This window comes from Chryseobacterium shigense, assembly GCF_014207845.1.
Taxonomy (GTDB): Bacteria; Bacteroidota; Bacteroidia; order Flavobacteriales; family Weeksellaceae; genus Chryseobacterium; species Chryseobacterium shigense_A.
On record NZ_JACHLC010000007.1, the window covers coordinates 1 to 12,564 of the forward strand.

Genomic DNA, 12,564 nt, shown 5'->3' on the forward strand with positions numbered 1-12,564 from the left:
TCCTTGTTGACATAACTTATTTGATGTTAAAATTAAACTTTTTTTTGCTAATTTCATATCTTAAATTACTGTCTTAATTTTGGGGAGTATTATAAATCTCTTCAGAAAAATGATGATAAGATTGTAAAATTTATAAAGAAAATTCAGAGTTCACCAGATAAAGTTTTAATATTTGCAACTAGAGAATATATTTTTAATCAAGCAAAAGAAATATATGAAGCTTTTAAAATCAACAATATAGATATCGCAAAATGTATAATTGATTTATCAGCTTATACAAAAGTTATTAAAGCAAAAATATTATATAATCACTTATTTCATGGAGAGATTCCAGAGGAATATCTCGAAATTTTAATTAATAAAAATAATTACAAAAGTTTAATAACACATCCAAATTATAGCCCAAGAATTATTGAAACATTTATAAAACAAAAAATTTGGAATAAATGCTCTCCAGAAGATTTTTTTATGGTTATTAAAAAAAATTTTGATAATCCACAGTCTGTTTGGCTGAATAGTTTTGAAACTTCCCTAAATAAATTTTCGAAGTATACACTTTTAGTTTTAGCTACCCTAGGAACTCCTGTATTGTTAACAGATTTAGAAATTGCTGTAGAAAGTTTTTTTGTAAAAAACTCAATGCTTGGTGCAAGTTACGAACCTATGATATTCGAAAAATCTGTAAGGGAACTGGAAAACACTTTCATTAAAACAGATATTGATAAAATGGGCAATTTCATTATCGAATACCAAAATCCATCCATTTATGATTTTTTATTATATTATTTAGACGGTAAAAATAGAATTATTAATATTTTAATATCGTCATTCGTATTTATTGACCAATTTCAAACAATATTTTCTGGACAGGAATTACCTGGAAAAATAATGTTAAACAATGATCAAATTAAAATTATAGGAGATAGAATATTTGATTTGGAGGATAATCTAAAAACATGTAAGGTTTATCGTAATAATAATTATGGTGATAAATTTGAATTTGTTAAAAGTGAAGATTATCTATATCAATTCCTAAATTACCTTAACAATAACTATTCTGAAAAGTCTGAAAGTGTAATGAATTTTATATATAGAAATTTTGACATAAAATTTGATCACTCAAGCTATAAATCAGAGTATATTCAATTATTACATAATTTAGATCTAACTAGATTTGAATTTGAAGAAGAAAGATTAATAAGCGATTTTTTTATAGATATAGAGACTATCGAAGAGCTGGAAATTTTTGATGAATTTGGCTTATTGTTTCCTACTACTTACGAAAAGTGGATCAATTCAGAACATTTTGCAGAAACGGCTTATTACATTATTAGACAAGCATTAGAAGACATTACAGGAGAGGATGTATTTTATTATCAACCCATAATTGAAACTATATCTCGGATTTACCCCTTAGATTTATCCGATGAATTAAAATTCTTAGAGGATAAAGCTGAAGATCATGATCGCTATGTCGATCATCAGATAGAAATGGCAAATGATAGAGAGTTTGATGATTATGACTATAGTGATATATCTGATGATGTAATAATCGAGGAAATCTTTAATAGTTTGAAAGAGTAAGAAATCCTTTAAACTACTAAATGTAAATTCATATATTTGTGACTGAATTTTATTAAAAAAATAAAGCGTTAGCTATTTATTCTTGTTACTGAAAACTGGTAATTTAAAGATACACGAGATAAGTAGACCTAATGCCCATGCTTTGGCGTGGGCTTGGTTTATTTGTGTATCAGGTATACCAGTACCTCAGTAACAGTAAGCCTAAGTCCCACGCTTTCTGTTTAATTAATTTTTCACTTTGGGACTGAGTGATGCATTACTCATTTATGAAAAAGATTCACTTATTTTCTTTCACCGCACTACTTTGCTCATTATCTTGTGAAAATCCAAAACCTAAATTCAAAACAGGAGAAGATCCACACATTGACTCTATGATGGCTAAAATTAAAGCTAATCAAAAAGTACAATTTGATGAGATTGATCGTAAATTAGAATCACACTCTAAACTACAAATACACTACCTATTTGTTAAATTATCGGTTACTGAAAACAGGATAAGTCAAATGCAGGAATCTAATATTGTTTCTCAGATTCAAGAACTCAACAATATTAATGACGAAGTTAAAGCAAGATTTGAAGATCAGATAGTCGGCGAATATCTTAATTCGCCAAGTGCAAAAGCTTATCAAGGCAAGATAACACAGAAAGAAACATTCGTTTTTAGTAGCTATACTGAAGCAAGTGAAAAAAGAAATAGCTTTTTAATCTCAGAAAATTAGAATGATGAAAATAAAAATTATTGCAGGTTTGATGATGATTTTTTCTATAAAAACCATTTCTGCGCAGATCAAAACTTTCAACTACAATATGGTTCAGATCGTTGAAAGTAATAACCTAACTGAACTTTTACCTCAAAAGACTAAGATTATACTTGACAATACTAAAAAAACTGTAAGTATAAAAGATTCAGAACTACTGAAACCTTACGTTTTTAAAATAGATCCGAAAAGCCATTGTGACAAGTTTGGAAAATTGGAAGAAACAATAAGTTGTTTTTTAAGAAGCAAAGAAGGAAAACTCTATCTTTTCTCTTACAATAAAAACAGATTAGAAATTATGAATATTGCAGGAAATGGAACAAGATATATCAATATCAAATAATATTTACGTTCACTAATTTTTAGCTCAAGCAGCTAAATGATAATTAATAGTCCAGTCAAAATAAACTATTTTAAGTTAAAATTACATTTATTTTGTTTGGTATACAATTAGTTATTAATATATTATGGATATCTGGAATAAAGAAAAAAGGTCAGATGTAATGAGTAAAATTAGATCAACCAACACTAAACCTGAATTGATGCTAAGAAAATTCTTGTTTAGAAAAGGTATGAGATATCGTATAAATTACAAAAAGCTTCCTGGAAAACCAGATATAGTATTCCCTAAACACAAAGTTATCATCTTTGTAAATGGTTGTTTTTGGCATGGCCACGAAAATTGTAAAATTGCTCATTTACCGAAAACAAATACAGATTTTTGGCAAAATAAAATAAATAAAAATATCGAAAGGGATAATAAAAATATTCAAAATAATATACTGCTTGGGTGGAAGGTTTTAGTAATTTGGGAATGCGAAATCAATAAAAACAACCTAGAGAATATTTATAATAGAATACTAGATGCTATTTCTGAAGATTTGGAAGATAAAACATTTAAAATAACATTATACACAGAAAATGAGGAAAGTGTATCAAAAGTGAGTGAAGACATTTTTAAATATAATAATAAAAATTCAGGATTATAAATATTTTAGACAAGGGTGATAATTTTTTTATTAGTATATAGTCAATTCTTTTTTAAGATTATCCCGTTTCTAAAATCATTTAACATTCTACCTAATGGTTCATCTCCGCCATTTTCTTTAAAATATTTTAATATAGATTTATTAGTTCTTAAAATAATCCGATTGTAAAATTGATAAATATTAAGGTTCATTAATATATAATCATTTAATGAACCTTTCATTATTTTAACTAGCTCTTTTTTAAAACTATCAATATCCTCAGATGTTAGTCCTTCCGCTCGTTCGGGATCATCATAATGCTGAACCTCATCATAGTCTGTTATCATATTTGGAAAACCGATTCCATGCTTCAAGTTAGCTGACTTGTAAAACTTCTTCACATATTGATTTGATCTACATGAAAATAAAATAACATCTTTGTTTTCAAAAACAGCCAATTGATTTTCGGACATGAATATTTCTTGATGACCAATAGATGAGGCACCATTAAGACTATCACTAGTGCCATGGCCAAGAAACAAAATTACACTTTCTGTTGGAATAGATTTATAAAATGAAAAATTTGCATCTGGTGCTTCTAATCGAAAAACACTAATTAAAGACTCGTCAATCTCATTATAAATATTGCTTAAAAAGTCAGTTGTCGGATCAGCTGGATGTATTATACAAATTTTCTTACACATCTTTCAATTCTATCAATTCGGCAATTGCCAATTCTATTAATTTTATTTTGAACGCATTTGCTTGCTCGTCATTATCCTTTATTTTATCAGCGATTTCTTTTAAACTATACCCCCTATATATATCCATTGATCCATTAAATTCTAAATCCCCATTTGCTAACAAATTATCTATAATAAAATCATTATTGTCATCAACAACCTTTTCTATATATGAGATAATTTTACTTTCGACTTCCTCACGTTTTGCAAAATCAACTATATCTATTTTAATAAGTGTTTTAAATTTATCCCAGGCTTCATCAAAGTTTTTCTTACTTTTCTTATGATCATTTAAATAACCTTGTACTATTTCTTCTAGTTCAGAAGAATAAAGAATCTTCTTGGCTTTTAATGTATTACTAATATTATTAAATTGCTTAATAATGTCGATCCCATCCACAATCTCATCATTAAGAGCAAAATCTGAAGCAACCATATGAAATCTTGTTTCACCATAATTTTCCTCAAATTTCTTTCTAACTAATTTCAAATCTATTTTCCCATTATCATCAACCACATCATTTCCATCAGGTAGCCCTATATACAAAGGATAACAATTTAAAGCTATACTCTTTTTTCTAGCTTGTTTATGAAGTTCTTCGATTGTTTCATCAAGATTCTCATTATCGATTATTAGTAAATTTTTTGCCATTAATTATAAGCTTTAGATATTCTTAATTCAAAAGAAGCACCTTTCAAATTAACATTGTTTCCAATAAATTTAATTTTTCCCTGCATTTTAGATAGGGTATTTTTAACATAATTTAAGCCAATACCTGAACCATCTGTCGTTGTTACTCCCAACTCAAAAATTACATCTGGCTTGTTAATAAAATTTTCAGCCAATCCAGTTCCATCATCAGAAAAAATTATAATTAAATTTCCCTCTTCATCCAAAGATGTTATAATTCTAACATTTTCAGCCCTAGCCTTAATAGAATTTGATATTAAATCGTCAAATACAAGTGAAATATCTAAAATACTAATTCTTTTCCAGAAAGAATCAACATTATTTTCAATTGAAAAAGCTATATTATTATCTTCAAACATCACATTATAGAGATCCAAATACTGTTCAATAAATCGAATTATGTTCACATCTTGATAATCAGAATTAGCTTTAAAATTAGCCCTTGTAATTAGGTTGGAAATTTTTAAAGCTTTATCAGAATTGTATATAATGGTACTGAGATTTTTTAATGCACTACTCTTTTTTACATTTTCTTCAATGAAAGAATTATACAAACTTTGCGCATTTTGTTTTGACTTTTTACTAGTTTGCTTTACATTATGTATTAGCCCTTTTGCATCTTCACTTAAGGTTCTTTTTGAAGTTAATAAATATGTGTTTTTTTGCTTTTCAAGTTCCAATTCTGCTTTCAACTTTTTCCTTTCTTCCTCAAGCTTTTTTGTCTGCTCATATTTCTCTTGAAGTTCCAGTCTTAGTTTTTCTTGTTCCAACTTTAATTCTTCGATTCCTGATTCCTGACTGGGAAAGCCTTCTACTTCCTTTTTTGAGACATTTAATTCAGAAATGATTTGAGATATTTGTTCTGATGTTAGTGTTTTATTAGCCAATTGGCCAACAATGGAATCTATTTCAGATTTAACTTTTTGAGCTTGTTGCTCAGCCAATTCTGTAACTAACTCGTTATTAATTAACAAGGAAATAACATCGTCACTTTTGACATTAATTATCTTTTCAATAACAGATATTACTCTTTTGTTTCTTGTTAAATTATCCTCTTTAAACTCTTCCTTTGATTCATTCCATTTGCTGTCATTAAGAACTTTTTTCTCTATTTCAGACTCAGGAATTTTGGAACTATCCCATTTAATACCTTCTACAACAAATCTTTCTAGCCTCCTAAATGTTTTGAAATAATATCCATATGGTGTATCATTTTTAGTCAATTGCTCAAAGTGTTTATTATTATCGACACCTGATCTATTAGAAATAATAAAAAAATTTTCATTTTCATCATCAAACTCAACTTCATTAATTTCGATCCTTCCTATAACTTCACGAGTCCCTAAAAATCTATTATATCCCTGTCCTTTTCTTATTTCCATTCCTAGCCAATCATTACCATCGTCACCATATGGAGGTATCCTAAAACCATTAATAAATAGAAAAATTGATCCAAATTCTTTTGACCTAATGCCTGTTTGTCTTCTAAAATAAGCCTTAGAATATGGATTTAAATAATAGATATTAATTTCAATATTTTTCAACAGATTGTATGGGTTATGCTCTACTAAAGTAAATATCTCTTTTCCCCTATCAGTTAATTTTGTAGTAATTAGACTTCCGTCCGCAGAAATGACAGAATTAATATAAGTGGCTTTGAAATTTAATTCACTAAAAATTCGATTTTTAATTGTTCCGTTAATTTTTTCACTCTCAGGAAAGTCCTCTTCAAACTCTTCAAATTCTTTAGCATCTATTGTAATATCAAAAGCCTCAGATTCAAAGTTTTGATTTGGATTTATAAAACGTTCAAGTTGCCTTTTAAGAGATTTTATTTTATCGAAATCCCAAATATCTCTTAAATTATCAATGAATAAAGTGGTTCCACTTCTAAATGCCTTTAGGCCAGTTTCTTGTATATATTGTGACGAAGAAATCTCAATTAACTCAAAATCAACATCCTGAATATTTTTTTTTATATCATCTATTTTCTCAAATCTTGTCCAATCAATCGATAGCTTTAGTAAAGGATTACCTGCTTTCTTAGTATATAGAACAAGTGATTTTCCAAGTCTATCGCAAGAAAACCTCCCAACTCCTTTATTACCTGCTAGATTTCTATTAAATTCATGCTTTTTAGTTTTTTTTTCAGAATAAGCTATATTTAACCATTTATTTATCAGATCGTATTCTGACATTCCAGAGCCAGTATCACGGAGAATAAATTTTGAATTATTTGACTTTTTATATTCTTGGGGTGTTTTATTTGTAATAACATCTCTAAATATAATGTTTGCGTCTTTAGAGCCAGCATCGAATGAGTTTTTAACCAATTCCAATACAGCAACATTATCATCGGTAATTAAATCTTTTCCAATAATATTTTTTAGCAATACATTCGTTCTAAAATTTACTTTTGCCATTATACGATAAGTTTTTGAAGAATTATGCCCGCTTGTTCTGCAAATAACGGTGGAATAGCATTACCTATTTGGGTATAGCGCGGAACCTCTTGAGTTCTTCTAAGTCCTCCTGTTGTATATTTACCTTGAAATTCGTACCAATCAGGAAATGATTGTATCCGTGCGTATTCTCTAACTGTGAGTATACGAGGTTCGGAATAATGTATATAATCATCTGGCAGAGTGGTAATAGTTGGACTTTTACTGTCTCCGCATAATGGTATTATGGTATGTTTTTTTAAATTATATCTTTCACGAACATCCTTGCTTAGATCTAGATTTCTACGATTAGTTGACAAATCAAGTATCATTTTGAATCTTTCTGTAGTTGCAGGTGTATGCTTTGGAAACCTATGGCTATCAGCTATTTCACGACGGATCCATTTACGCATATATATCTGATAGGAAGATTGTTGTTGACCATATTTTCCTGCTTGGAAACTTCTGGTGTCTGGTGACTCCGCTGTTCCGTTTGACTTAAGAAGATCAGAAATGGCATCTTGTAAATTGGTATCTTTTGATAGCCCTTTTTTTTCGAGAAAACTAAAAGATTTAGATTCAAGTGATAAGAAAAAGTTATCAACTAACTCTTGAGATGAATTCTGAATATCATTTCTAACACCTATAAGTATAAATCTGGTTCGCTTCTGTGGTACACCATAATCGCCAAAATTCACAAGCCTTCCTTTTACATAATATCCAAGGTTTTGTAATTTTTGTGTTACAACTGAAGAGTAAGCAATACCCTTTTCTTTATTTTTTTTGAACTCCATAGTAAAGCCTTTGACGTTCTCAAAAAAAATGACTTTTGGCTTAACATATTCTACGAATTTAATATATGAATTTATCAAGTCATTACGTTCATCAGTTTCATTTCGTCTACCCGCCATTGAAAAACCTTGGCATGGAGGCCCCCCAGCAACCAGTGAAACACTACCCCTCAAAGACTTTAAATTTTTCTTATAAGTTTTCAAGACAGAATTGATATCGTGGTTTTGTTTAGGTAACCATTCTGGCCAATCAAAATGTTTTTTCTTATTTATTAGATTGTGTTCTAATGTTTTGAAAGCATCTGGGTTTTTTTCTATTGCGAATAAACCATTCCAACCTGCGTTATGTAGCCCTAAAGAAAGGCCCCCACAGCCTGCAAATAGATCGATATATAGGTTGTTAGTTTTCATGTATACAAAATTCGTTTAATATACAAAAGTATTTAATAACTTTATAATATAAAAGATTTTTTTTAATTGAGTATATCTAAAAGCAGTTCATTGCATAATCCATTTTACTTCATTTTTTAAAAGCACAACTATAGGTCAATTATTTTAATTATAATACACTAATTTAAAATTCCAACATCTGAATTGAATAAGTTTTAATATATTAGACTTAAAACAAAATAATGACACCAGCTGAGGAAATAGCTTTACTATTAGAAGAGAACAGCAAAATAATTGGAACTACTTATACAGGCTCTCCCTATATGGCGATACAAAATATAATTCGTTGTATAGATACAGTATTGCCATTTTATAGACATTCAGAAAAATTATCTCCAGAAGAAGTCAATCAATATAGAAGTCTTATTGAATATGGTTGGCCAAGATTGTTAAAACCATATTATTTTAATTTAGATATTAATGAGAATTTGCCTTTTGCGATTATGACAGATGAATCAGTAAGTTGGACAACGTTAAATATAACTTATTGTGGCAAGATTGAATTTTGTAGACAATTACTTTCATATGAAAAAGCAGGCTTAATAAACTTTAAAAAGAAAAATAAAACACATTATACTTTTTCATTTTGTAATAAAAAAAATAATGGAATCGAATCATTTGACAGATATAGTTTGGATTTCTATAAAGATAATTTTGTAAAAAAAATCATTGAAGAAAAAAGAGCTGCTAAACCTTTCAATATAAATAAGATAAAGAGTGACTTTAAAAAATTAATTCTTAATCCTTTTGGGAAACTAATTAGCTATAATACAACTCCTGAGATTGATGAATATTATGATGAGGAAGGGCATTATCGCCTATTATTAATGCAGGGATATGACGATTTTGCGAATAGTGATTCTTTTGGAGGAATAGAATACTGGAAGTATATAACCATTATTGAATTAATTATTGGCGTTGGTTTAAAACATACAGATGCCTGTTTCATGTTAATTGAAAAAAATCCCCAAACAATGTTTGAAAACACATTAACATATACACAATCAAAAAACAAGGCAATTAGCGACTACGCAGAATATTTAAACTGGTCATTAAATGATGTTAAACAAATATTTGAAGCAATCACCTTAACAAAAGATAATTTTGATTATTACCTTGAATATCCCTGCACGCCACCCCCCATATTTATTGAAGTGGGTGGAGAGCTATTAATAAGATCAATTGCAGGTTGTTTTTCAAATCCTTTTTCTATTTTAAACAGGGAGCTAAAACGTAAATATAAAAAAGATTATGATAAAGCTGTAAATAACCGCGAAACAAGATTTAGAAATGAGTTATTTTATTTGTTTCCACAAGAAAACATAATAAAAATTAAAAAAGAAATTAATATCTCTTTTCAAGATATCAGAACCGATATTGACGCAGTTATTTTTGATAAGGAAACAGGCACTTTAGGCTTATTTCAACTAAAATGGCAAGATCCATATGCAGCTTCTATGAAGGAAAGATATAGTAGAATATCTAATTTGTTCCCTAAGGCAAATGAATGGATAAAAAAAATACAAAATTGGTTGGATATAAATAGCAACCAAACTATTCTGAATGCATTACAAATCGATAAGGAGCTTGATATAAAAACCGAGATCAAAGATATATATATCTTCATAGTTTCACGGAACCAGATAAATTACACAGGTGTTGAGCTGAATGAGAATGCCGCCTGGAGCTCTTGGTACCAGTTAATAGAAAGTCATGCGAGTATTAAAACTGAATTTAATGATCCCATAAGGGAAATGTTTGTAAAAATAAAAGCATTCCACCCATTTAAAAGGATGGAACGAAATGAGAATATTGCCATTGATAGTAGTTTTAAAATTAATTTTAAAAATTTTTCAATATCTCATATTCCATAATTTAAGCTAATTATTTAAAATCTTTAAATTAGATTAATCCAAATTTTTATTCTGGAATTATAATTACGGCCTTCAAGTCTTTTTCTCATATCTCTTTTTAAATATTATTATCCACAATTGGGAACATTGTTCTTATTATCTCTGAAATAGTTATAGACCATTGTCTTTTTTAATCCCGTCAGATCCATTACTTTTTTGGGAGTAACCTTACCGCCTGTATGACAATCCCAATTGCAGAATAATTCCGAGATCTGGTTTTTCTTTTCTAGTGTTTTTTCTCGTTTTTCTTGGTTTAATACATCTAGACATTTTCTACTTTTTTCAACAGGAGTCAGGGTAACATCCTGAAAAAAGAATCTTTTTGTTTTATTGGTTCTGAGAGCTTTTCTGGCATTAAACGCTTTGTCTATTATTTCCCGCACTTCTTTATTTTCTAATGGTACAAGCAGATTGAGCATATTAGCTGTGTGAATCAACTTAGAAAGCGTTTCTATACTAAGATCGGGGTTTAGATATATCAGACGTTTAGCATACAGATTTAATGTTTTTTCACGGTTTCCTTCTTTTACTCTTTTAGGCATAAAAGCACTGTGATACTTGACCTTGTTCTCACCACAGTCATGAACACCTTGATCGTTATATTCGGGATTGAGCCCTTGAGCAGCCTCATCAAGGTTATTGTATCTTATTTTTCCGTCACAGTGTATACTTATTAAAGAGTTATCTTTAATGATAGTGTCGCGGAAAATCTGAGTTCCCATACTACTGTGTTTTACTGCACTGTTTTGAGAAGGTATCAGCTCAACAACAGAAAACACTTCCACGTGATCATTATAATATGCATTCGGGTCGTATGACAATACTGTCAGCCTTTCAACAGATACTGCCTGCGGATCATAAGGTATATTTAACAGCTTTGCAATCTTCTGGGTAACAATTTTAAAATTATCAGGTGTCAATCCATCAACTTTTACTACTAAAGTCAAACCTTTATTAGATAAACTACGCCAGTAAGCACATACATAAGCTGTATTAATCTTGAAATCTTTTTCAGTCATGTCGTCAACATCAATATATAAGTATCCTGTTGGTTTCGATACATTCTTACCTATGATGTAACCGTTAGAGAAGCTAAAATTAATAGTTATTGCAGGAAGCTTGTATTTTTTCGTATTTTGATACTCAGAAGATCCCTTTTTTAAAGATCGAGCATTCTCAACTAATTCTATATGTTCTGGTGGTGGATTACGAATAAATTCAATAACTTCTCCGATATTTTGAAATGAGCCTGTAATAGTTCTGTTGGTACAATGTGATATTCTATTTATCATAAAATTACTGTGAAAAAGACATAGCAATAGCCCTCCATAGTATCTTTACTACAGCTATATCTTGATTCGTTAAAATTTTTGGAGATTTAAAAAGATTGTTACTTAGCAGTTGAAGCTAAATCGTTTCAATGATAATATTGCTTAGAAACGAATTATAAAATGACGTAGAGGTTTTCTAAAATTTAATTTTTAAAAAGATCTAAATTACCAATCAAATGCTACCTTGGCAATATCAAGTTTAGAGATATCATATCCTCTTTCAGAAACTAGAAAATTTATTATTCTAGATTCTATATATTCTAAATGTATTTCAAAAATTGGATTATATGTTATTCCCACAAAAATATCATTATAACCAGTATCTTCACATATATATATGTCAGCACAGAAGTATTTATCAGAGTATACAAGTATTTGATCTATTTCCCAATCAGCAAAGTTAAGAAGAGGTTCATAAAGCTGGAAAATTGTGTTAGAAATATTAATACTTTCTTTTGATTTAATTGAATCTTGTTTCATTTTTTTTATATTTAAAGTTAATATTGAAGCATTCCGCAGTTTATTACGGTGGCTATTATGTTGTTAATTATTTATATAAGAGGGTTAAGTTCCCGAATCGGATCACACAAGTTATTGTTAGCTATCTAGCTGTGAGAGGACATCAGATTTAGAGTAATACACTCGCTTTCCTAATTTCTTGGCTTTTAATACTCCTTGGTTATTCCAGTGAAACAATGTTGTTAAACTAACATTTAAAAGCTTTGCAGTTTCTTCACGAGTATAAAACTCTTTTTCTTCTGATTGTACAGGAATAATTTTTTCTAATTCTTCCCTAACAAGTTTTTGAATAAATTGACCAAAAGAATTTATATCTATTTGCATCAATTGAATAGCTGAATTTGTCATAATATTTTTTGTTTAATTATTATGATG

General features: G+C 29.0%; 12 protein-coding genes and 1 pseudogene. 6 read left to right on the plus strand and 7 right to left on the minus strand.

Annotated elements, in window-relative coordinates; translation table 11 throughout:
• Positions 1–57: 57 nt before the first annotated feature.
• From HNP36_RS19380 to HNP36_RS18030, 5 genes and pseudogenes are all read left to right on the plus strand, one after another.
• Positions 58–306: pseudogene (locus tag HNP36_RS19380) on the plus strand (hypothetical protein); the annotation flags it as partial.
• 162 nt (positions 307–468) lie between these two features.
• A complete protein-coding gene (locus HNP36_RS18015; protein WP_184167060.1) occupies positions 469–1,584 on the plus strand; it encodes a hypothetical protein in 1,116 nt (371 codons plus the stop codon).
• 266 nt (positions 1,585–1,850) lie between these two features.
• A complete protein-coding gene (locus HNP36_RS18020; protein WP_184167063.1) occupies positions 1,851–2,303 on the plus strand; it encodes a hypothetical protein in 453 nt (150 codons plus the stop codon).
• A gap of 1 nt (position 2,304) precedes the next feature.
• Positions 2,305–2,685, plus strand: coding sequence for a hypothetical protein (locus HNP36_RS18025; RefSeq protein WP_184167066.1), 381 nt, complete (start codon positions 2,305–2,307; stop codon positions 2,683–2,685).
• Positions 2,686–2,809: 124 nt separating this feature from the next.
• Positions 2,810–3,331, plus strand: a complete 522-nt coding sequence (locus HNP36_RS18030) for a very short patch repair endonuclease (RefSeq protein ID WP_184167069.1) — start codon at positions 2,810–2,812, stop codon at positions 3,329–3,331.
• Positions 3,332–3,372: 41 nt separating this feature from the next.
• Here HNP36_RS18030 and HNP36_RS18035 read toward each other — a convergent pair whose 3' ends face one another.
• Genes HNP36_RS18035 through HNP36_RS18050 form a run of 4 tightly spaced genes read right to left on the minus strand, consistent with a single transcriptional unit; the run spans position 3,373 to position 8,387 of the window.
• A complete protein-coding gene (locus HNP36_RS18035; protein WP_184167073.1) occupies positions 3,373–4,014 on the minus strand; it encodes a hypothetical protein in 642 nt (213 codons plus the stop codon).
• Complete coding sequence (locus HNP36_RS18040) at positions 4,007–4,705, minus strand: hypothetical protein (RefSeq protein WP_184167076.1); 699 nt, start codon at positions 4,703–4,705, stop codon at positions 4,007–4,009. The genes HNP36_RS18035 and HNP36_RS18040 overlap by 8 nt, the downstream gene beginning before the upstream one ends.
• Positions 4,705–7,167 (minus strand): sensor histidine kinase, encoded by a 2,463-nt coding sequence (locus HNP36_RS18045; protein WP_184167079.1) that lies wholly within the window; start codon positions 7,165–7,167, stop codon positions 4,705–4,707. Before HNP36_RS18045 ends, HNP36_RS18040 begins: the two co-directional genes overlap by 1 nt.
• Complete coding sequence (locus HNP36_RS18050; protein WP_184167082.1) at positions 7,167–8,387, minus strand: DNA cytosine methyltransferase; 1,221 nt, start codon at positions 8,385–8,387, stop codon at positions 7,167–7,169. The genes HNP36_RS18045 and HNP36_RS18050 overlap by 1 nt, the downstream gene beginning before the upstream one ends.
• A gap of 221 nt (positions 8,388–8,608) precedes the next feature.
• On the opposite strand from HNP36_RS18050, the gene HNP36_RS18055 reads away from it, so the two are divergent.
• Positions 8,609–10,300 (plus strand): hypothetical protein, encoded by a 1,692-nt coding sequence (locus HNP36_RS18055; protein ID WP_184167085.1) that lies wholly within the window; start codon positions 8,609–8,611, stop codon positions 10,298–10,300.
• A 107-nt stretch (positions 10,301–10,407) separates the two neighbouring features.
• On the opposite strand, the gene HNP36_RS18060 is transcribed toward HNP36_RS18055, so the two are convergent.
• The 3 genes from HNP36_RS18060 to HNP36_RS18070 form a co-directional block, all read right to left on the minus strand.
• A complete protein-coding gene (locus tag HNP36_RS18060; protein ID WP_184167088.1) occupies positions 10,408–11,631 on the minus strand; it encodes a BT4734/BF3469 family protein in 1,224 nt (407 codons plus the stop codon).
• Positions 11,632–11,835: 204 nt separating this feature from the next.
• Positions 11,836–12,150, minus strand: a complete 315-nt coding sequence (locus tag HNP36_RS18065) for a hypothetical protein (protein WP_184167091.1) — start codon at positions 12,148–12,150, stop codon at positions 11,836–11,838.
• A 117-nt stretch (positions 12,151–12,267) separates the two neighbouring features.
• Positions 12,268–12,537 carry a helix-turn-helix domain-containing protein gene (locus HNP36_RS18070; protein WP_184167094.1) on the minus strand — a complete coding sequence of 90 codons (270 nt, stop codon included), beginning with the start codon at positions 12,535–12,537 and terminating at the stop codon, positions 12,268–12,270.
• Positions 12,538–12,564 lie beyond the last annotated feature (27 nt).